The sequence below is a fragment of the Parabacteroides johnsonii DSM 18315 genome, from assembly GCF_025151045.1.
GTDB lineage: Bacteria > Bacteroidota > Bacteroidia > Bacteroidales > Tannerellaceae > Parabacteroides > Parabacteroides johnsonii.
In genome coordinates this window covers 2,570,964-2,592,557 of the sequence record NZ_CP102285.1, presented here as the reverse complement: position 1 = coordinate 2,592,557, position 21,594 = coordinate 2,570,964, and the positions used below count along the sequence as shown (strand labels likewise).

16 protein-coding genes are annotated in these 21,594 nt (G+C 42.8%); 5 read left to right on the top strand and 11 right to left on the bottom strand.

The window, feature by feature from the left end:
• Positions 1–141: 141 nt before the first annotated feature.
• Positions 142–606, top strand: a complete 465-nt coding sequence (locus NQ564_RS10570) for a cold-shock protein (RefSeq protein ID WP_008150959.1) — start codon at positions 142–144, stop codon at positions 604–606.
• Positions 607–697: 91 nt separating this feature from the next.
• Here NQ564_RS10570 and NQ564_RS10565 read toward each other — a convergent pair whose 3' ends face one another.
• The 6 genes from NQ564_RS10565 to NQ564_RS10540 all read right to left on the bottom strand — a co-directional run bounded on the left by NQ564_RS10565 (position 698) and on the right by NQ564_RS10540 (position 9,652).
• Positions 698–1,813, bottom strand: coding sequence for a glycoside hydrolase family 88/105 protein (locus NQ564_RS10565; protein WP_008150957.1), 1,116 nt, complete (start codon positions 1,811–1,813; stop codon positions 698–700).
• 62 nt (positions 1,814–1,875) lie between these two features.
• Positions 1,876–3,591 (bottom strand): RagB/SusD family nutrient uptake outer membrane protein, encoded by a 1,716-nt coding sequence (locus NQ564_RS10560; RefSeq protein ID WP_008150955.1) that lies wholly within the window; start codon positions 3,589–3,591, stop codon positions 1,876–1,878.
• An 18-nt stretch (positions 3,592–3,609) separates the two neighbouring features.
• Entirely contained in the window at positions 3,610–6,996 is a 3,387-nt protein-coding gene (locus tag NQ564_RS10555; protein WP_008150953.1) for a TonB-dependent receptor, read from the bottom strand.
• Between the two features lie 161 nt (positions 6,997–7,157).
• Complete coding sequence (locus NQ564_RS10550; protein WP_008150949.1) at positions 7,158–8,318, bottom strand: FecR family protein; 1,161 nt, start codon at positions 8,316–8,318, stop codon at positions 7,158–7,160.
• 59 nt (positions 8,319–8,377) lie between these two features.
• Positions 8,378–8,932, bottom strand: a complete 555-nt coding sequence (locus NQ564_RS10545; protein WP_008150947.1) for an RNA polymerase sigma factor — start codon at positions 8,930–8,932, stop codon at positions 8,378–8,380.
• A gap of 48 nt (positions 8,933–8,980) precedes the next feature.
• Entirely contained in the window at positions 8,981–9,652 is a 672-nt protein-coding gene (locus NQ564_RS10540; protein ID WP_039848280.1) for a YczE/YyaS/YitT family protein, read from the bottom strand.
• Between the two features lie 187 nt (positions 9,653–9,839).
• Here NQ564_RS10540 and NQ564_RS10535 point away from each other — a divergent pair, with 187 nt between their 5' ends.
• Positions 9,840–10,439, top strand: a complete 600-nt coding sequence (locus NQ564_RS10535) for a MarC family protein (protein ID WP_008150944.1) — start codon at positions 9,840–9,842, stop codon at positions 10,437–10,439.
• Between the two features lie 8 nt (positions 10,440–10,447).
• Here NQ564_RS10535 and NQ564_RS10530 read toward each other — a convergent pair whose 3' ends face one another.
• The 5 genes from NQ564_RS10530 to NQ564_RS10510 form a co-directional block, all read right to left on the bottom strand.
• Positions 10,448–11,299 (bottom strand): M23 family metallopeptidase, encoded by an 852-nt coding sequence (locus tag NQ564_RS10530; protein WP_008150941.1) that lies wholly within the window; start codon positions 11,297–11,299, stop codon positions 10,448–10,450.
• 130 nt (positions 11,300–11,429) lie between these two features.
• Complete coding sequence (gene uxuA, locus NQ564_RS10525) at positions 11,430–12,602, bottom strand: mannonate dehydratase (RefSeq protein WP_039848279.1); 1,173 nt, start codon at positions 12,600–12,602, stop codon at positions 11,430–11,432.
• A 25-nt stretch (positions 12,603–12,627) separates the two neighbouring features.
• Positions 12,628–13,440, bottom strand: coding sequence for an SDR family oxidoreductase (locus tag NQ564_RS10520; RefSeq protein ID WP_008150938.1), 813 nt, complete (start codon positions 13,438–13,440; stop codon positions 12,628–12,630).
• Positions 13,441–13,572: 132 nt separating this feature from the next.
• Positions 13,573–14,628, bottom strand: a complete 1,056-nt coding sequence (locus tag NQ564_RS10515; RefSeq protein ID WP_008150936.1) for a LacI family DNA-binding transcriptional regulator — start codon at positions 14,626–14,628, stop codon at positions 13,573–13,575.
• Between the two features lie 69 nt (positions 14,629–14,697).
• Positions 14,698–15,336, bottom strand: a complete 639-nt coding sequence (locus NQ564_RS10510) for a hypothetical protein (protein WP_008150935.1) — start codon at positions 15,334–15,336, stop codon at positions 14,698–14,700.
• Between the two features lie 374 nt (positions 15,337–15,710).
• Here NQ564_RS10510 and NQ564_RS10505 point away from each other — a divergent pair, with 374 nt between their 5' ends.
• From NQ564_RS10505 to NQ564_RS10495, 3 genes are read left to right on the top strand one after another with little or no spacing between them, the layout of a single operon-like run.
• Positions 15,711–16,922 carry an efflux RND transporter periplasmic adaptor subunit gene (locus NQ564_RS10505; protein ID WP_008155075.1) on the top strand — a complete coding sequence of 404 codons (1,212 nt, stop codon included), beginning with the start codon at positions 15,711–15,713 and terminating at the stop codon, positions 16,920–16,922.
• A gap of 33 nt (positions 16,923–16,955) precedes the next feature.
• The gene (locus NQ564_RS10500; protein ID WP_008150930.1) at positions 16,956–20,174 is read left to right on the top strand and encodes an efflux RND transporter permease subunit; all 3,219 of its coding nucleotides are present in this window, start codon (positions 16,956–16,958) and stop codon (positions 20,172–20,174) included.
• A gap of 3 nt (positions 20,175–20,177) precedes the next feature.
• Entirely contained in the window at positions 20,178–21,569 is a 1,392-nt protein-coding gene (locus NQ564_RS10495; protein ID WP_008150928.1) for an efflux transporter outer membrane subunit, read from the top strand.
• Positions 21,570–21,594 lie beyond the last annotated feature (25 nt).

Here is a 21,594-nt window from a genome sequence, read left to right as displayed (position 1 = left end):
TATAGTTTAGTTAGCTTTTACTCTTCAGTGCAATAGTTGGAATTTTTTATATCCAGCGTTTCCATATTCCGGAAATACCTTGGCATTCCACTCTGAATCCTTATATAATAGATTGATTATTAATATAAATAATATAGATAAATGGCAAAATCCGTAACATACAATAAACGAGAAAACGAAAAAAAGAAACAAGCCCGGAGGGCCGAAAAACAAAAAAAGAAAGAAGACAGAAAACTACTTGGCAAAGCGAATAGTTTTGATGATATGATCGCTTATGTGGATGAAAACGGCGTGATTACATCGACTCCTCCCGAACTGGATCCTAATAAAGAAGGAATTAAGCAAGAAGAGATTCTTATCTCGACCCCCAAAAAAGAAGATATAGAGACACCTACCGTGCTGAAAGGGAGGGTTGATTATTTTAATGAATCAAAAGGGTATGGTTTTATCAAAGACCTTGGTAGCGGCGAGAAGTATTTTTTTCATGTTAGTAACAATACACTGACCGATATTTCGGAAACCGACATCGTTACTTTTGAACTTGAACGCGGTCTAAGGGGAATGAATGCAATTAATATTCGTAATGAAAGTGAATCTCCCAATTAAAAAAGGAAGTAAATTCTTTAACTGACAGACTCTTGTCTTATATAGGCTGCCCTATTTTTTTGATTTAAGGCAGCCCCGTTTGAAATATAGGTTATTCTATCAAAGCAAAACAGCACCATAGTAGGGGAGCTTGCCCATGATAATCTCCCACTATCCTTCGACGGTCATAGTAATATTGTTTATCATTCTTTTTATTGGTTCCGATACACACTTCTGTCACGTCTCCTTCTTCATTGATATAGGGAATTAATGCCATCCAAGCTTTACGAGCAACTGGAGAATATTCTTTTTTATCTAGCCACCCTTGTTTAACCCCTGTGATCATAGCATACGTGAACATTGCTGTTCCTGATGTCTCTGCCCAGCAGGCGGGATCATCTACTAGTTGGCTCCACATGCCGTCAGGTAGTTGATAGTTTTTCAGATTCTTCATCATCAAACGATACCCTTCCAGGATACGGGGACGGTCTTGATTGTCTTTTGGCAAATAGCGCAGTAATTCTGTCATGCCGGCGGCCATCCAGCCATTGCCGCGTCCCCAATAAAAAGGAACATCTGGGGCGTGATAGAATAAACCGTTAGGGTGTTGGAGTTCATCCAGATACATTACCATTTCACGGGCTGCACGGTCAATGTATTCTCGTTTTCCGGTGGCTTTGTATGCTTGGGATTGGATAATGGTGATCATAAACATATCATCGATCCATAAACGGGTTTGCCAGGAGAAACCTTTTAGGGCCCAGTTCTTTTCTTCCGTTGTTGCTGTGTCCGGTACCTGCCATTGCGTGTCTGCATAAGGAAGCCCCATATCATAGTAACGTTGATCTTTTGTGATCTGATAAAACTCAAACGGTAAACAACCGAACATATTCAAATCTACGTGATTCATAAGCGGTTGATAATTTGCCTCGGTGGTAAAGAGTGGTTCAAACTTGTTCTGAAGTTGCTTGATCAATGCTTTGTCACCAACGGCAACAGCATATTTTAAGGCTCCATACCATGTACAGACTTCTGCATAGTGAATACCATCTTTTCCGTTTTTCTTATGAAGCATATGTTTACCGGAAATAAAGCGTTTGCTTATCCGTGTCCCAACTTCTTCCGGTGTATAACCTTCAGGAAAGTTCTTTAAATCTGCGTTAGAATTTGTCGAACATCGGGTGAAAAGCAACAGAAATATAATGGGAATAAAATACTTTGTTTTCATATCATTTATAAATGAGAAGCTGCCCGCTCTCAACAGGGCAGCTTCAGATAAATATTGTGTAATTAGAAATAACCGGGATTTTGTTCTTCAGCATCCGTTCCTTTTGGATTCAAGCGGTCTATATGCTTTTGAGGAATCGGACGAAGTTTGTGATGTGATTTGAAGGTGACAGCTCCTTCTGAATTCCATTTCTTGACGTATTCTTCCAGCTTTTCACATCGTACCAGGTCATTCCAACGGCAAGTTTCACCTAACAGTTCGCGTCCACGTTCATCTAACATAAAGTCGATAAAATTGCTTTGGATATCTGCAGCCGTGACTTGAATATCTGCAAAGGTACTATTGGTATCTCCTATTTTTCCTCCTTCTTCGCGCCAGTATTGAGACATTTTGGTTTCACCATCCTGCCATGCGGCACGTTTGCGGACAACATTAATGTAATCGGCTGCTGTTTGGTAATCACCGTTGCGGCCGGAAGCTTCCGCAGCAATCAGATACGTTTCGGCCAAACGCATTTTTACCCATTCGCGGCCACCTTGACCATCATTGACAGATAGACGCAGGGGATCGAAATATTTAAGCAAGGGAGGATAGTAGCGATTGTTTTTGGTTACATCTTCCTTATCCCAGGCAAAATATTTATAACGATATGTTTCCGTGGTCGGGTTTATACTGTAATAAATTGCTGTATCTCCCAGTTCCAGTCCTGCACCTTCACGATTGGCATAATATGCCCATTTGAAACTTTTATAGAAGCGGGAATCGTTTTTACGGTCAAACAGTTGCAACATTGTCTTTTGCGATTGAAGATGTCTTCTGTATGGACGTCCGTTTTCGAGGTCCCTTGTCATACCCGGTTGATCTTCATACCAAGATCCCCAATATAGGTGGAAGGAATTGCCATCTCCACGGTAAACCGGATCTGTCGTGAATTGAACGGAGAAAATCACCTCCTTATTACCCTGATTATTTATATCCCACAGATCGGCAAAATTTGTCAGTAATTCGTATTGTCCGCAATCAATTACCATTTTGGCATATTTCAGAGCATTCTCCATATCTGAAGGCTGCTGTCCGCGCTGATCACTTACGGCACTTCCCCTGGTCAGATATACCTTAGCCAACAGGTGAGCTGCAGCATATTTAGCTGCTTTCCCTGTTTTTGCCGGTTTCTCGGGAGAATATTGGACCGAATATTCCAGATCCTTGATAATTTGATTGTAAATATCGGCAACTGAAGCACGTGGAAAGTCAGTTCTCACGTCGAAAGACACATCTAATACCAAAGGGATACTTCCGAACTGTTGTACCAACTCAAAATAGAAGAAGGCACGTAAAAAAGACATTTCGGCAAGAGCTACTTGCTTTTGTACCTCAGACATTGATGTAGATCCTTCTACTTGCTGAATAACCAAGTTTGCAGTATTGATCGCTTTATAATGATTTTCCCAGAATTCGTACAAGACACTTGCATCTGGATTCAACTGGCTTCCATATTTGTTAAAAGCGTCAGCTTGTTTTCCCGGATCTTCTCCTTGCGTGAAGAGATCTGTGCCGTATTCTGTGAGTACGTTATATCTTTCATTACCAGCTCCCCAACGCATGAAGCTATATGTTGCTGTTGCGGCGGACTCCACACCGGCAACGGTTCCATAATAGTCGGGAGTTAAACGGGGAAGGTCTTTCTCCTTCAGATAATCATCACAGCTTATAAGCCCGATACATGCGCTTGCCAGGCTAAAAAGGACAACTTTCTTTATGTTATTTGATTCTTTCATTGTTTCTGATTTTTTAGATTAAAAGCTTATATTAAGACCTACTAACCAGGTTGAAGGAGTTGGACGCGTGTAACCTGCGTATGTTCCATCAACATCTTTATTCAGAGCGCTTTCAGGATCCACTCCGGTGAAGTTGGTCCACATCCATGAGTTTTGTGCCTGCACGTAGACACGGCAACGTGATATATCCCATTTCTTGGTAATATGACTTGGAATGGTGTATCCTAAAGTGACATTACGAAGTTTGATAAAGTCGCTTTTTTCATAATGCAACGTTTCATAATAAGGAAGATAGTCGACACCTTCAATCGGACGTGGGAAGGCGTTAGTCGGATTTGTCGGTGTCCAGTAATCGACTTTCACATTGCCGTTCCTGTGTGCTTGATTCAGATAACTGATGTTGTTTTTGATCATTGCTCCGAAATTGCCTTCAAAGAAGAAGCTGAAGTCGAAGTCCCTATATCTGAATGTATTATTTAAACTCAATATTACTTTAGGTCTTTGCTGGCCCTGGATAACACGGTCTTCCGAAGTGATCTTATAATCGCCATTATCCCACAGGCGGATAGTACCAGGTGCAAAGTTACTTCCGTTCTGGTTGAACTTCTCCATTTCGGCACGATCTTCCGGCGTGTCTTGCCAGATGCCTATTTTCTTGTAATCGTAGAACACGTTGATCGCTTCACCTATAAACCAGGAACTTCCGGGATCATCTTCCTTGCCATTATATAATTCAACAATTTCTTCCTTGTTGGTGTACATCATAAGGTCTGTAGACCATGTGAAATTCTTATTATTGATATTTAAAGAGTTCAAGGTAAGTTCAAGTCCTTTGTTACGCGTTTTTCCAACATTCGATTTTATTTGATTGAAACCGGATACGATAGGCAATTGTCTGTCCAATAGCAAATCTTTTGTGTTTTGTAAATAAATATCGATTGTACCGTTCAGCCTGTTTCCGAGAAATCCGAAATCAAATCCGGCATTCCATTGCCCTGTTGTTTCCCAGGTTAACATTGTATTAGGCATTTTGTTGGGAGCATAACCAAAGATCGACTCGCTGCCATAATTATATGGTTTTTGTGACAATGTCCCCTTGGTTTCATAAGGGTCTACTTCTGAGCTGGCAACGACACCATATCCGGCACGCAATTTCAGGTTACTGAGGAAATGAACATTTTGCATGAATGATTCTTCATTGATACGCCAAGCTAAAGCAGCAGCCGGGAAAGCGACCCATTGATGTCCTTCCGCAAGACGTGAAGAACCGTCATATCTGGCAGAAATAGTAGCCAAGTATTTCCCTTTGAAGCTATAGTTCAAACGAGCCATGAAGGAAGCTAATTTCCATTGGCTTTTACCGCTTTCCGTTTTTTCAGGATTAGAGGCAGAACCTACATCATAATATAGTAGTTCATCAGCCGGTGTTCCTTGAACCGGAATTTTGTTGTATTCCCGGAGGTATTCGTTTATAGATTGGAGCAAAGTTACCCCGATTGTATGATCCTCAAATGTTCTGTCATAGAATAACAGGTTTTCCCAAGTAAACATGGATCTGTTTTCCGTACCGTTCCGAGCATAATTCATGGTATTTCCCCGTGCTTCGGCCGATTGGAAATTATAATCTTGTCTGGTTTCATAGTCGATACCTAAATTCGTACGGAACCGGAGCCCTTTCAGTGGTAACGTGATATCAGCATAATAACTGCCAATAAATCTGTTTATCTTTAAAGGGTTGGAAACAGCTCCCTCTGCTAATCTAAGTAACGGGTTACGCCACTGGTCGTCTGTGCCTGAAACTTTTTCCAATAAATCGCCGTTGTCATCATAGAAACGGCCCATTGGCATGACACGCCACGAGTTAAACAGGGTAGACCCTCTTTCTTGCACGGAATGGGTATATCCAGTAAATGCCCCCAATTTAATATATTTGTTTACAGAATGTTCGAGATTCAGGCGAATAGAATACCGGGAAAATTCTTCATCTTTAACAAGACCTTTATAATCATAATAGGAACCGCTAAAAGTGAAATTGGTTTTGTCGTTGCCTCCGCGAACGCTTAACTGATGGTCGGTAACCATACCTGTGCGTTGTACGGCTTCCCACCATTTACTTCCTGAACGGACCTTTGAAGGATCATAATTCCCATTTTCATCGTATGCCATTTTTAGAGATTCCAATGTATAAGGGTCATTGGCGAAAGAACCGATCTTTTGGTCTTCTTCCCAACTCGGTTTATCAGAGAGGTATTTACCGGTTGAACGATAAGATTCCCGGACTGTTTCGGCATAGGCTGCCCCGTCCATGTATTCCAACTGGTTCAGCACTGTTTGGAAGCCAACATATCCATTATAGTCGACTTGAGTTTTTCCTGCTTTTCCCCTTTTGGTGGTTATCAGGATTACACCGTTTGAACCGCGTGCACCATAAATAGCCGTAGCAGAGGCATCCTTGAGGATATCTATTGTTTCGATGTCTGAAGGACTGATTTCATTTATTCCTCCTACTACTGGAATTCCATCGACTATGTAAAGGGGATCACTGCTACCGCTGATAGAACGTTTACCTCTGATAACCACAGATGCATTTTCACCTGGTTTCGTTGTCGAATTGGAAATGAATACACCGGGGAGGCGTCCTTGGATTGCTTGGGTTGCACTTGTCACAGGTGATTTAGAGATCGTTTCCGAGTTTACGGATGATACCGAACCGGTAAGGTCTTTTTTCTTAACGGTACCGTATCCTACGACAACGATTTCTTCCAAGCCTAATGTTTCTGCCTCTAATGTGACATTCAGGCTGGATTGATTACCTACTTTGATTTCTTGCGATTTATAGCCGATGTAAGAAATGACAAGAACAGCGTTTGTTTCGGTAATAGGCAAAGAGAATTTGCCATCGATGTCGGTTACTGTTCCTGTAGAAGTCCCTTTCACAACAATATTAACTCCGATTAGAGGTTCGTTTGTGTTATCGACAATTGTTCCTGTAATTGTCTTTGTCTGTTGTTGTGGTGTAGGATATGAAGATCCTGCTTTTTTCGACTTTGCAATTGATACCTGGCGATCGTTAATCGTATATACCAAGTCTGTATCAGCGAAAAGGTTATTCAAGATTACATCAAGTGTTTTTGAATTGACCTTTATGTCAACACTTTTTTCTAAATCTTGACGGACATTGTCCGAAAAGAAGAAAACATATTCCGACTTTTTCTCAATGATGCCAATAACTTCTTTTATGGACTGTTTATTGATGTCAAGCGAAAGTAATGTATTTTGAGAGTAGGTCATAGAAAAGGAGTTCCCAATGCTTAAGACCAGTAAAATGATTATGATTTTCATAATATGTAAGGTATAACGTAGACCGTTAAACCACGATCTATCAAGATAATGATTTATTTTCATATATTTGTAGTGATTTTAAAAGTTTAGTACGCAATAATAACTTTGAAATCTTATGCCGGGGAATACGCCAATATTGTCCGGCATTTTTTATTTTCATGATATATGTTTCATAGGCATCTCAATTTTAAATTAGACTTATAAGTTAGCAATTATGACTCTCTTTATTTTTTTCGAACCAATATCCGGCCTGCTTCGTGTGAATATTGGATCGGTATTGTGTTATATATGGTTTTCATGACATCTTCGATATTATCGAATAATACTAATTTTCCGTTACATTTTAGCTGTGCAATACTATTGTCGCAATCAATAGGGGTATCATAATAGCGGGACAAACGTTTCAGTATGTTGGATAGAGGTTCACTTGCAAATTGGAGGTATCCTTCTTTCCAACTTATATAATTGTTGACATCTATTTTTTTTACAGAAATCTGATCTGTCGATACCGATAACATCTGGTTGGGTAATAAACGGGCTTTTTCTTTGTCTATGCTGACATCTACACATCCTTCGACCAATACGACTGAATAATCCGTATCTTCGTCATAGGCAGTAACATTGAATTGAGTTCCCACGACGTTGATTACCATATGAGAGGTATTTACATAAAAAGGATGTGCTTTATTTTTTTCAACCTCTATATAAATCTCTCCATCTACCCAGATCTCCCTTTTATCTGTTTTGAATGTAGAAGGAAATTTGAGTGTGGACCCAGAATTGACCCATACTTTGGAGCCATCGGCCAAGGTGAGGCTTGACCGTTTTCCTTTAGGAACGATCAGCGTATTTAATGTGGTTTCTTTAGTAGCTTCTTTTGATACTTTTATTTGTTCGATTCCAGTATTTGCAGTAATACCACCCTTTTTATCATATTTGATATCAGCATCTTCTTCAAAAGTAATGGTCCTGTTATTGGCCAGTACTAATTGTATATCTTTTTGATTGACAGAGGTTGTATCTGCAACAACAAGCATGTTTTTGTGTGAAATCTCGTTTTTGCCAATAAATAGTGGTTGTAGTAAAACCAGAAATAGGACGATACAAGCAACTGCCGATACGGTCAGATATAGCCGGAGGTGACGTTGTTTGTCTTTCTTTTCTATATTTTTTTGTATTAATGCAAATATTTCCTGTTTCTCTTCCGGAGAAAGTTTTTGAGTATTCAATTTTATTGATTTTAATATCCTTATTGCTTCTTCTATTTCATCTTGGAAATGTGGGTTGTCTTGGATAAACTTCTCCCAATAGAGATTATCTTCTTCAGAAGGGAATAATCTCCATTGTATAAAAGATTTATTTTGTAACCACTGGTTCGACAACATACTTTCAAATCAATTTATATAGAATAGACGATTCGGAATTTTTTTTGTTCTCATTTTTTCTAAAATTTTTCGTCACGCATGCGTTTTATTGCTCTGGAGATAAGTTTTCTTACTGCAGGAGCAGTCATATCCAATAAATTTGCAACTTCTTCGTACTCCAATTCTTGTATAAAACGTAAATAAACAGCTTCTTTTTGTCTATCAGTTAGTATTTCCAACAAATTCTTTATTTCTGTTTCAATCGCAGCTTTATCCTCGTTTGCAACCAATTCATCTAAAACGGACGGTTCGATTAAAAAAGGCAAATTGGTTACGTCTACGATATTTTCTTTGTTTGAAGACTTATATATATCGAACAGGCGATTTTTAAGCATACGAAATAAGTAATATTTCAGATGAGTGACACCTTTCAATTGCTTCTTGTTGGTGTAAAATTTGAAGAAAGTATCCTGTATGGCGTCTTTGAGGGTTTCTCTTTCGAATCCTAATCCTATGCCATATGCAAATAGCTCATCGACATATTTATTGTATATCGATGAAAAAGCATTGTTGTCTCCTTTCAGAAATGAAAATAACAGGATCGGATCTTCTTCGTGTTCGCCTATTTTACTCACTTAAAAACGGATCTTCTTTTCTAATGAAGCACAAAAATAAGAAAAAAACTATTTTAGTATGGAAGAAACTCTGGAAAGCATTTTTCGAGTCATGATTTTATTATTCAGGAAACTCACGATATAGCCTGTGATGCAGGCTGCTATCAGGGAACCTTCTCTGACTCCTTCGATCCGTTGAGTGAAGATCAGTGATAAAATGACGGCGACCGTTACTAAGGTGAAATCGAAAATGACCTTGAATTTTCCGAACTCTTTATTGTAACGGCGGGCGGCGTAGTTGACGAATCCTTCTGCACTCATCATCGCAACCTGGGGCTTGATCTCTAATACGACACCGATAGACTGGATGAGACAACCCAGCAGTAACAGCGCAATCGACATTATATAGTTGGATGGATACAGGTCTTCAGTGAGTGCCATATTGAAATCGATGAATGCTGAAAATATGAACGAAAATGGAATTTGCAGCAGGATGGATATCTGGTCTTGACGGCTTTTCATTCCTCGGATTAACCAGAACTGTCCCAGTATCAGCAAAACGTTTACGATAAAGGTACAGGTGCCTAAAGATAAGGGACTGTTGAGGCTTAACACATAATTTACACTTGAAATAGGAGTGGTTCCTAAAGCGGAATGTATAATCAGGACGATTCCTGCAGCTAAAAAATATAATCCAATGACAAATACCAAATACTTTTTTAAAATCGTTTTTATATCCATATCTCCCGACAACATTTAATTACTTTCTTGCTTGGAGCAATATAAGTGTATGCAAAGGTCGTTATTTTTTCGTGAAGAGATTCTGATTTAGTATGAAAAAACGTTATTCATCGAAGCGATTGTTACTATTTGTCTGTCGGCTGTTGGGAAAGATTTTGTACCTTTAGGGCAATTAAAAGGGTATCTTATGTTTGAAAGTTTTGATTTTCAGCAAATGATCAGTGCATTCATTGTATTATTTGCTGTGATTGATATTATTGGTTCCATTCCAATTATTGTCAATTTGAAAGAAAAGGGCAAAGATGTGAACGCCATGAAGGCAACGGTTATCTCTTTTTTGTTGATGATCGGGTTCTTCTACGCAGGCGATGTCTTGCTACGGCTTTTTCATGTGGATATCGAATCGTTTGCTGTGGCAGGTTCGTTTGTTATTTTCCTGTTATCACTGGAAATGATACTCGATATAGAAATTTTTAAAAACCAGGGACCGATAAAGGAGGCGACACTGGTTCCGCTGGTCTTTCCTTTACTGGCGGGTGCCGGCTCGTTTACTACATTATTGTCTTTGAGGGCGGAGTATGCCAGTGTCAATATTGTGATAGCCTTGATACTGAATATGATATGGGTTTATTTTGTCGTTCGCATGACAACCCGTATTGAACGCTTTTTCGGAAAAGGCGGAATCTATATTGTCCGGAAGTTCTTCGGTATTATTTTGTTGGCGATATCAGTCCGTTTATTTACCGTCAATATCAATCTTCTGATAGAAGCTTTGCAAGGGCATTGAAAAGGAAATTATAATGATCCCTTTTTGCTTTCTATTTGTCCTTTGTTTCTGTGGGCTGGTGAATAACTGTAGTCGCCTGCAAGTTGATGTGGCATTAGCTCGACGGACTTCACTGCGATTTTGCCACCTTTTTGGGTGAATACCAGGCATTGATTGTTAAGTTTCCGTTCTTGCAGGTCGAATACCAGGTTCGGATTGAAGTGTTGCCCGTTTACCCGTACTTCAAAATGAAGGTGTTCCGTCGTAGCTCTTCCTGTTCGTCCGGTCAGTGCGATCGGTTGTCCGGCTTTTACATAGTCTCCCGGCTTGACCAGATTTTTGGAGTTATGGCTGTAAACTGTTTCCAATCCGTTGTAATGGCGTACAACAATTACGTTTCCGTATGCATAATAAGGCTTAGCCAGACGGACGATTCCGTCGAATGCCGATACGATCGTATCATTGGCGCAGGTTTTCAGATCTACACCCGAATGGTGTTTTCTACGTCCGGCATATGGAGAGATTACTTTTGCGCCGGGTAAAGGGAAAGCATAGTCTTCTTTCTGTACCAGGCTTAAATCGATAAGCATCGAATTCTCTTCTGCCATCAGGAGTGGGTCTATTACGGCAATATCATTTTTTTCTCTGTTGGAGAAGTTTTCCGTTATATTTTTGCGGGGAGAAGTTTGTTCGTTCAGCTTCGGTTCTTCAGGAAACAGAAAAGCGAAATCTGTGTTTGGAAGAGGGATATCCGTTGAAGGCAAGACCAGAATCGATTCCTGCTGTGGGGCAGGCTGGGTCTGGGCCGTCCACAAAGAATGGCATGCGCTTAACACAAGTAATAATAGGGCTGATAGTATACTGTAGTGTGTTTTAGACATTTTGCAAAATTATTAGTGCTGCAAAAATAAGGAAAAAAAGTGAAACGGGAGAGAGGTAAAATGAAAAAGGCGTCCGAAAAAGAATCAGACGCCTTTCAATGCCAAACTATTTGTGATTACTCGTCACTCATTATTTGAATAAAGAACGGGCAATACCCAGTTCTAAACCACGCAATTCAGCCAAGCTACGCAAGCGACCGATACAGGAATAACCCGGATTAGTCTTCTTGTGCAAGTCATCGATCATCTGATGGCCGTGATCCGGACGCATTGCGATTGAGCAACCGCGTTCCTGCTCGATTTCAAGAAGGGCTTTCATTACTTCATAAACGTTCACGTCTCCTTCCAGCAGGTTTGCTTCGAAGAAGTTTCCGGCTTCGTCGCGTTTGGTGCTGCGTATATGAACGAAGTCGATACGATCGCCGAAACGCTTCATCATGCCGGCCAGGTCATTGTCGCCACGAACGCCGAAAGAACCGGTGCAGAGGCATAAACCGTTACTTTGGTTTGGTACGGCTTCGATCAGCTTACGGAAATCTTCTTCTGTACTCAAGATGCGGGGCAAGCCTAAGATAGAGTAGGGAGGATCGTCCGGATGGATAACCATACGTGCTCCTACTTCGTCGGCAACCGGAGTAATCTCTTTCAGGAAATAAATTAGGTTCGCGCGAAGTCTTTCTGCATCGATATCTTTGTAACGATCCAGTTCTGCACGGAACTGATCCAATGTGAAACTTTCCTCGGAGCCTGGTAGACCGGCGATCATATTGCGTACCAGCAGTGCTTTGTCATCTTCGCTCATTTCGTCGAAACGAGCTTTTGCAATTGCCTTTTCTTCGTCTGTATATTCCTGTTCTGCCGCAGGGCGTTTCAGAATGTAGAGATCGAAAGCCATGAAAGCTGCCCGTTCAAAACGTAATGCTTTAGAGCCGTCAGGCATGGTGTAAGCCAAGTTTGTACGGGTCCAGTCCAGAACCGGCATGAAATTATAAGTGATCACACGGATATCACATGCTGCCAGGTTACGAATGCTTTCTTTGTAGTTCTCGATATATTTCTGAAAATCTCCGCTCTGTGTCTTGATATGTTCGTGTACCGGAACACTTTCCACTACGCTCCAGCGTAAGCCGGCAGCTTCGATCATATCCTTGCGTTTCTGGATTTCTTCGATCGTCCATACTTCTCCGTTCGGGATATGGTGCAAGGCATTTACAATTCCGGTAGCACCGGCCTGGCGGATATCGGAAAGGCTAACTGGATCGTTCGGGCCGTACCAGCGCCATGTTTGTTCGCATAAATACATAATGTCTTGTTTTTTAATTGTGAGATTAAATGGAGAATGCATCAAAACCGCCGTCTACGATAGCGATTGTTCCGGTTACGAATTTGGAAGCGTCGCTGATCAGATACTGGATCGTACCAAACAGTTCATCCGGTGTACCCAGACGTCTGAACGGAGTATGTGCAATGACAGATTCGGCACGTGGAGTGTAAGATCCGTCCGGATTTGTCATCAAAGTACGGTTCTGCTCCGTCAGGAAGAATCCCGGAGCGATTGCATTTACACGTAGACCTTCTCCGAATTTGATCGCCAGTTCACCAGCCAGATATTTAGTCAGGTTGGAGATAGCAGCTTTTGCGGCACCGTAACCTACGACGCGGGTAAGCGGGCGCAAAGCGGATTCGGAAGAGAAGTTGACGATAGCACCTTCTTTCTGATTAGCCATTACATCGGCAAACACCATTGTCGGGAGAACTGTACCGAACAGGTTCAGGTCTACTACTTTACGGAAAGCGTCGATATTCAAGTCGAAAATCGTGCAGTCCGGTCCGATAGTCGCACCAGCCATGTTTCCGCCGGCTGCATTCAGCAGCGCGTCGATACGGCCGTATTTGGCCAGGATATCTTTTTTGTTCTGTTCCAGGACTTCTTTGTTTAAAACGTCAGTCAGATAAAAACTTGCTTCTCCGCCTTTCGCTTTGATGTCGGCTACAATTTGTTCACCAACTTCGGCTGCGCGGTCGAGAATAACGATTTTAGCACCTTCTTCAGCCAGGTGGCCTGCAATACCTCTGCCCAAGATTCCGGCTCCACCGGTAATAATGACAACTTTGTCTTTAACGCAAAATAAATTAGCCATATTTTTATTGTTTATGATTGTGATAATTTCATTGTTACTATCTCATTGTGCTCGCGCACACATCGGGCACAAAAGTATAGTATTTATTTATCAAACAAAAAGAAAACAGGGAAAAAATACCTTTTTATGTTTTCAAATATAATTGTTATAGTATTTGATATTCTCTTTCATCAGGATATCGATCGGCATATAATTGATTTGTTCGACTTTTTCTTTGAGAACCAGATGGCGGAACAATGCCCGTATGCAATTGAATCCCTGTACTTCCGGCCGTTGGGCGATCAGGTGCGTGATGGAACCGTCATTCAGGCAAGTGATATTCGGGTCTATCACATCGTAGCCGATTAATCTGAATCTTTCTCCTTTGTCACGGAAGTATTTTCCCAATAAATGGGCACGGGAGTTGAATATGATACCAGCGTTCACTTCCTTATGTTCTTCTAAAAAGGCATTCAGGATGTTTATGTTCTTTTCCGGCTCGTCGGCATGCAATTGTACGGAATAGATACGCCCGTCGTAGTTCTTTTCTGCCAGATAATTCCTGAAGCCTTCCTCACGTTTCATGACTTGGGTTACTTGCATTTCTCCTTTACGGATAAAGCGGAAGATTGCGATATTTTCGGTCGGGTTGATTTGTTCGTATAGCAGACGGCCGGCAATATATCCGGAGTCGTACGAGTTGGTTCCGTAATAAGCTACGCAATTGGTGTTTTCAATGAATGCATCTATCAGTATGTAAGGTATTTGTATTTGATCCAGCCGGGACGCCAGCTTGACGACACTGTCATGGAACTGTGTTGCGATCACGACCCCCTGGCAGTTGGCTTCTTCGATCCGGGGAATGAGTTCGTCGAAACTGCTTTTGTCATATTGATTGAAGCACATACGTTCGACTTCTACGTTGTAGCTGAAAAGTTCCTGTTCCGCTTTGTCTATTCCTTCGCAAAGCTTATCCCAATATTCGCCTTTTGCAAAAGAGGGAATCAGTGTGATGAAGTGGTAGCTCTTTTTTAGTGCAAGGGAACGGGCTATTAGGTTCGGGTGATAGTCTATTTCTTTTAAAACTTTTTCTACTTTTTTCTGTGCCTCTTCAGATACTTTGCCCCGGTTATGTAATATGCGGTCGACAGTTCCGGTCGAAACACCGGACATCTCTGCAATGTCTTTGATTCTATATGTCTTACCCATAGATTGGAAAGCTATACAGCCCGCAGAATGTTTATTTTTGCGGGCTGTTGTCTATTTATTGATTTGAAATTATAGTTGTTGTACTTCTTCTTCCGTTGAAATCGTATTTAATTTTCTGAATGTGTAACACTGCATCATATAGATAAGGGGTACGGCCACAAAAAATCCGACGAAGAACAAGATGCAGCCGACGATCGCGGTGCCGATCATGGTCAGCAGCAACAGGAATAACGGAAGTGTCTGTCCTTGGGTCATATTCCAGCTTTTTTGCAGTGATTCGATGATGCCGCAGTTTTCCTCAACGATGAATGCCGTGAAAAATTGCAGGCGTAAGTATAGGTAGATACCGGGAATGATCAGCAAGACTGTACCGATACAGACAGCTATGGAGAACAAAATGTTGGCGATGAGATATGTGATTATCTTGCGCGATTGTTGCCCATAGGCGGAAAACTGCGGCTCTTCTCCATCAAGAGCCTGGAATATATTTTTGACATATCCCAGCATGAAAATACAGGAAATGAGCAAACTGACTATTTGGACAATAACTCGTCCGACAATCGAACCCTGTGCCGGCATACCGAACAGTGTGACGATCATCGACAGGATAGAAAATCCGATAAACAGCCCTACCAGTACCCAAATCTGCGATTTAGTGTGCTTCCATGAAGTGCCGAACACTTCCGATATCATAAACTTTGGTTCCATATGAATTGATTATTTAGGTTATATAAGCCGTAAAATTAGGATAAATTATTGAATAAACAAATTCCGTGTTAAAATTATGTAGCAATTTAAACGAATATATTTTCGATCGGTCAAAGTCCTAATATATCTCTGATACAGAAATATAAAATAAGCAATTTTTTAGTATAAAAGATTGTATAAACGGAAAAAGTACAACAAAAAGATTCTACATTTGTACGCTTTTTATGAGGAATAGGCTATGAACCCATAAATTTAGAACAGCATCGTTGTGGAATTTTTACTATGGCACAACGGATCTCACCCGTTGTGATGGCTTTAACGGCCTTACTAATGACTGAAAAACGAGAATAGATAGAATTATATAAATAATGAATATGGATAAACAAATGTTGAGAACTACTATTACCCAATTAAGGCAAATTGCATTGTTTGCAGTAGGGGTGTCTTTATTAACTGCTTGTGGAAACAAGCAAAGCGGTATGAAGTTAGGGGATAATGAATTTGCGGTCCTTGCTGTTAATTCGACAACAAGCGACCAGACGACTTCCTATCCGGCCACGATCAGAGGTACGCAGGATATCGAGGTACGCCCCCAAGTTTCGGGTTTTATTGTTAAGTTATGTGTAGATGAAGGAGCAACTGTTCGTAAGGGGCAGGCTTTGTTCCAGATTGATCCGACCCAGTATGCTGCTGCGGTTGGACAGGCGAAAGCCGCTGTCGAGATGGCAAAAGCCAATGTCGCAACTTTGACTTTGACCGAAAAGAACAAAAAAGCTTTGTTCGATCAGAAAATTATCAGTGATTTTGAATATCAGACAGCGGTCAACCAACTCATGTCTGCCAAGGCAAGCCTGGCTCAGGCGGAAGCTTCTTTGGTAAGCGCGAATCAGAATTTATCATTCTGTACGGTGACGAGTCCGTCGAATGGCGTTGTCGGTACATTTCCGTATCGTATCGGTAGTTTGGTCAGCCCCTCTGTTGCACAGCCGTTGACAACCGTATCCGAAATCAACGATGTGTATGTTTATTTCTCTATGACGGAGAAAGAGTTGTTGCGCCTGACAAGAGCCGGAGGCACATTGAAAGAACAATTGGAAAAGATGCCGGCTGTTCGCTTGCAACTGTCCGACGGAACTACCTATCAGTCGGAAGGTAAGATCGATGCCGTTAGTGGCGTGATTGACCAGTCTACCGGATCTGTCAGCATGCGTGCTGTTTTCCCAAATGATAAAAATATCCTGAGAAGCGGCGGTACCGGTAACATCATATTCCCGTATACGATGGATGGGATCATTATTATCCCTCAGTCTGCAACCGTTGAAATCCAAGACAAGAAGTTCGTTTTTGTTTTGCAGGCGGACAATTCTGTAAAAAATACGGAGATTCAGATCTCCAATTTGGATGACGGAAAGAATTACCTGGTGACGAATGGTTTGAAATCCGGCGACAAAATCGTGATTGAAGGCGTACAGAATCTCCGTGACGGCCAGGCTATCGAGCCGATCACCCCGGAACAGCAGAAAGCGAAATATGATCAGGCCTTGAAAGATCAGAACGAAGGTAATCTGAAGACCGCTTTTAATTAATAACTCCCATTTTGTTCGTTAAAAACAGAAAATATGAAATTAGATAGATTTATAAACCGCCCGGTGCTCTCAACGGTGATCTCCGTCCTGATTGTCATACTGGGTATATTAGGCTTGCTGTCCTTGCCTATTACCCAATATCCGGATATCGCCCCTCCAACCGTTTCGGTGAGAGCGACTTATACGGGTGCAAACGCACAGACGGTATTGAATAGTGTGATTGCACCGCTGGAAGACCAGATCAATGGTGTGGAGAACATGATGTACATGACTTCCAATGCCTCCAACAACGGATCTGCCGATATTTCCATTTATTTTAAGCAGGGAACCGATCCCGACATGGCTGCCGTAAACGTGCAGAACCGTGTTTCTATGGCACAAGGTTTGTTGCCCGCTGAAGTAACCAAGATCGGTGTGACAACTCAGAAACGTCAGAACTCCATGCTGATCGTGTTCTCCGTCTATGATGCAGAGGACCGTTACGACCAGCGATTCATCGAGAACTATGCCAAGATCAACCTGATCCCGGAAGTACAGCGTGTGCCCGGTGTGGGGGATGCGAATGTGTTAGGAACCGACTACTCCATGCGTATCTGGCTGAAACCGGATGTGATGGCACAGTACAATTTGGTTCCGAATGATGTTGCCGGTGTCCTGGCCGAGCAGAACGTGGAAGCTGCTCCCGGTTCGTTCGGTGAGCAGGGTAACCAGAGCTTCCAGTATACGATCCGTTATAAAGGACGTTTGCAAGAAGTGAACGAATTTGAAGACATGGTCGTAAAAGCCTTACCGGATGGTGAAGTCCTCCGCATGAAGGATATTGCCGATATCGAATTGGGACGTCTGACTTATAATTTTGTCAATAAAGTAAACGGTCATAGTGCCGTAACCTGTATCGTTTACCAGATGGCAGGAACCAATGCGACGGAAACCATCAATAATATCCAGAACCTGCTGGAAGAAACAGAAAAGATATTGCCTCCGGGCTTGAAGATCGACGTCGGTATGAATGCCAACGACTTCTTGTACGCTTCTATCCATGAGGTGCTCAAGACATTGATCGAAGCCTTCATCCTTGTATTCATCGTTGTGTATATCTTCTTGCAGGATTTACGTTCGACTTTGATTCCGGCTATCGCGATCCCGGTTGCGTTGATCGGTACGTTCTTCATGCTGTCGCTGATCGGCTTTAGCTTGAACTTGCTGACTCTTTGTGCCATGGTGCTCGCCATTGCGATTGTGGTCGATGATGCGATCGTGGTCGTCGAGGGTGTCCATGCCAAACTGGACCAGGGTTACAAATCGGCGAAATTGGCTTCTATCGATGCCATGAACGAGCTGGGTGGTGCTATCGTCTCCATCACGTTGGTCATGATGTCCGTGTTTATCCCGGTAAGTTTCATGAGCGGTACGGCCGGTACATTCTATCGCCAGTTCGGTTTGACAATGGCTATCTCGATCGGTTTGTCCGCATTGAATGCCTTGACACTGAGTCCGGCTCTGTGTGCGATGTTCTTGAAGCCGCACGAAGAAGGACATGAGAAGAAATCGACTTTCGTCTCCCGTTTCCACTCTTCCTTCAATGCCGCATACGATTCTTTGCTGAACAGCTATAAAAAACGTGTCGTATTCTTTATACAGAAGAAATGGCTTTCGTTCGGTATCGTTGCCGGATGTATCGTCCTGCTCGTTGTTTTGATGAATGCGACTCCGACAGGTATGGTTCCGAATGAAGATACCGGTACGATCATGGGCGCAGTGACGCTGCCTCCGGGAACATCCCAGGAACGTACGATAGAGGTGATGAACAAGGTGGATAGCCTGATCGCTGCCGACCCGGCGGTCAAATCACGTACGGCCGTCATCGGTTTCAGCTTTATCGGTGGCCAGGGACCTTCTTATGGTTCGTTCATCATCAAGTTGAAAGACTGGGAGGAACGTTCAATGATGCAGAGTTCGGATATCGTGTATGGCAGTTTGTTCATGCGTGCGCAAAAGATAGTGAAGGATGCACAAGTGCTGTTCTTTACTCCGCCTATGATCCCGGGTTATTCCGCTTCCAGTGATATCGAGTTGAATATGCAGGACAAGACCGGTGGTGATCTGGAAAAATTCTTCGAAGTGACGAAGCAATATACGGCAGCCTTGACTGCCCGTCCTGAAATCAAGTCGGCACAGAGTACCTTCAACCCTAACTTCCCGCAGTATATGATCGACATCGATGCGGCCGCCTGTAAGAAGGTGGGTATCAGTCCGAGTGATATTCTGGCAACCATGCAGGGATATTACGGTGGTCTGTATGCCTCCAACTTCAACCGTTTCGGTAAGATGTACCGTGTGATGGTCCAGGCTGATCCGGCTTTGCGTACCAATTTGGAATCGTTGAAGAATATCAAAGTCCGCAATGGAAACGAAATGGCTCCAATCTCGCAGTTCGTGTCTATCAAGAAAGTGTACGGACCGGATATTATCAGCCGTTTCAATATGTATACATCTATCAAAGTGATGGTTGCTCCGGCAGACGGTTACACCAGTGGGCAGGCATTGAAAGCGATCGAAGAGGTTGCCAGTACAACGCTTCCGACCGGTTTTGGATACGAATTGGGGGGGATGGCGCGTGAAGAGGCTGAAACCAGCGGCAGCACGACCGGTTTGATCTTCCTGCTCTGTTTCGTATTCGTCTATTTGCTGCTGAGCGCTCAGTATGAAAGTTATATCCTGCCGTTAGCCGTATTGCTTTCCATTCCGTTTGGTTTGATGGGTAGCTTCCTGTTCGTGCAAGGCTGGGCCGCTTTAGGCAATATCCCGGCTCTGAAGATGATCTTGGGTACGATGTCCAATAATATCTATATGCAGATCGCCTTGATCATGTTGGTAGGTCTGTTGGCGAAGAACGCCATCCTGATCGTAGAGTTTGCCCTTGACCGTCGCCGTATGGGTATGAGTATCACATGGGCTGCTGTTTTAGGTGCCGCCGCCCGTTTGCGTCCTATCTTGATGACATCACTGGCTATGGTAGTCGGTTTGTTGCCTATGATGTTTGCGTTCGGTGTCGGTGCTCATGGTAACCGTACTTTGGGTACTGCCGCCATCGGAGGTATGTTTATCGGTATGATCTTCCAGATCTTTATCGTCCCGGTTCTGTTTGTGGTATTCCAGTACTTGCAGGAGAAATTCAAACCTATCGAATGGGAAGATTTGGATAACAGCGATATGAATACGGAAATAGAACAGTACGCAAAAACAAAATAAGAGATGACAATGAAGAAACAGATTATATATATGGTGTGTGCAACCGCTCTTTTGAGCAGTTGCCATATCTATAAAGCATATGATCGTCCGGATACGATCGAAACTTCCGGCATCTACCGTGATCCGGTATCTGCTGCCGGTACGTTAGCCGAAACAGATACGACCAATATGGGAAACCTGCCTTGGCAGGAGGTTTTCCGTGATCCGAAATTGCAGGCCTTGATCGAAGAGGGATTGGCAAACAATGTGGATCTGCAAGCCGCTATCCTGAGGGTCGAGGAGGCCAAGTTGCTGCTGACTTCCGCTCGCCTGTCTTTTCTCCCTTCTTTGAACCTGGCTCCGCAAGGAACCATAACTAAAATGGAGAATACGGGTTATGTGAAAGCCTATACCTTGCCGGCGGCAGCCAGTTGGGAAGTGGATTTGTTCGGTAAGCTGTTGAATGCGAGTCGTGGACAGAAGACTGCTTATTTGCAGAGCCAGTACACACAGCAAGCGATACGTTCGCAACTGATCGGAGGAATCGCCAATACCTATTTCACTTTGTTAATGTTGGATCGTCAGGTCGAGATTACTTCCAAGACGGTGGATATCTACAAAGAGAATGTTCGGGTGATGGAAGCGATGAAGATTGCCGGCATGACAACAGAAGCCGCAGTCGTCCAGATGCGTGCCGTGTTCCATCAGGTGTCCGGATCGTTGATCGAACTGAAACGCCAGGTGCGTGAAGTGGAGAACTCCTTGTCTGTATTGCTTGCGAAAGCACCGCAGCCAATCGATCGCAGTACGCTTGAAGATCAGGTGATGCCGGAAGAGCTGATGGCTGGTGTTCCTTTGCAGTTGTTGGAGAACCGTCCGGATGTGAAGGTGGCCGAAATGACATTGGCCAGTGCTTATTATACGACCAACAAGGCCCGTGCCGCTTTTTATCCGGGAATCAATATTACGGCGACAGCCGGTTGGACGAATGGTTCGGGTGTTACGGTTTCCAATCCGGGACAGTTTATGTTCCAGGCTTTGGCTTCCTTGGCACAGCCTATCTTTAACAATGGTAAGCTGGTAGCCAATCTGAAGATATCAAAAGCGGAAGAACAGATTGCCAAGATGAACTATCAGCAAACGATCTTGGAAGCGGGAAAGGAAGTGAGCGATGCTTTGCATCTCTATGATGCGACCAATAGAAAACTGGTCCAGGATCAGGCCCAGATAGAAGAGTTGGAAAAGGCGGTTGCCTATACCAACGCCTTGTTCCAGTCAGGACAGTCCACTTATCTGGAAATCCTTTCTGCCCAACAGAGTCTGCTCAGTGCGCAGTTGACGGAAGTTTCCGACAATGTCCAGCGTATGCAGGCTGTTATCAATTTATATAGTGCCATTGGTGGTGGAAGAGAGTAGAAAGCAATTGACAATTTAAAAGGAG

Bases quoted from the DNA above. Each gene is read 5' to 3' on its own strand.
- NQ564_RS10515 (WP_008150936.1), bottom strand. From the start codon at position 14,628: ATGGGTAAGACATATAGAATCAAAGACATTGCAGAGATGTCCGGTGTT.
- NQ564_RS10560 (WP_008150955.1), bottom strand. From the start codon at position 3,591: ATGAAAGAATCAAATAACATAAAGAAAGTTGTCCTTTTTAGCCTGGCA.
- NQ564_RS10570 (WP_008150959.1), top strand. From the start codon at position 142: ATGGCAAAATCCGTAACATACAATAAACGAGAAAACGAAAAAAAGAAA.
- NQ564_RS10495 (WP_008150928.1), top strand. From the start codon at position 20,178: ATGACAATGAAGAAACAGATTATATATATGGTGTGTGCAACCGCTCTT.
- uxuA (WP_039848279.1), bottom strand. From the start codon at position 12,602: ATGTATTTATGCGAACAAACATGGCGCTGGTACGGCCCGAACGATCCA.
- NQ564_RS10500 (WP_008150930.1), top strand. From the start codon at position 16,956: ATGAAATTAGATAGATTTATAAACCGCCCGGTGCTCTCAACGGTGATC.
- NQ564_RS10535 (WP_008150944.1), top strand. From the start codon at position 9,840: ATGTTTGAAAGTTTTGATTTTCAGCAAATGATCAGTGCATTCATTGTA.
- NQ564_RS10550 (WP_008150949.1), bottom strand. From the start codon at position 8,318: ATGTTGTCGAACCAGTGGTTACAAAATAAATCTTTTATACAATGGAGA.
- NQ564_RS10565 (WP_008150957.1), bottom strand. From the start codon at position 1,813: ATGAAAACAAAGTATTTTATTCCCATTATATTTCTGTTGCTTTTCACC.
- NQ564_RS10555 (WP_008150953.1), bottom strand. From the start codon at position 6,996: ATGAAAATAAATCATTATCTTGATAGATCGTGGTTTAACGGTCTACGT.
- NQ564_RS10520 (WP_008150938.1), bottom strand. From the start codon at position 13,440: ATGGCTAATTTATTTTGCGTTAAAGACAAAGTTGTCATTATTACCGGT.
- NQ564_RS10540 (WP_039848280.1), bottom strand. From the start codon at position 9,652: ATGGATATAAAAACGATTTTAAAAAAGTATTTGGTATTTGTCATTGGA.
- NQ564_RS10505 (WP_008155075.1), top strand. From the start codon at position 15,711: ATGGATAAACAAATGTTGAGAACTACTATTACCCAATTAAGGCAAATT.
- NQ564_RS10510 (WP_008150935.1), bottom strand. From the start codon at position 15,336: ATGGAACCAAAGTTTATGATATCGGAAGTGTTCGGCACTTCATGGAAG.
- NQ564_RS10530 (WP_008150941.1), bottom strand. From the start codon at position 11,299: ATGTCTAAAACACACTACAGTATACTATCAGCCCTATTATTACTTGTG.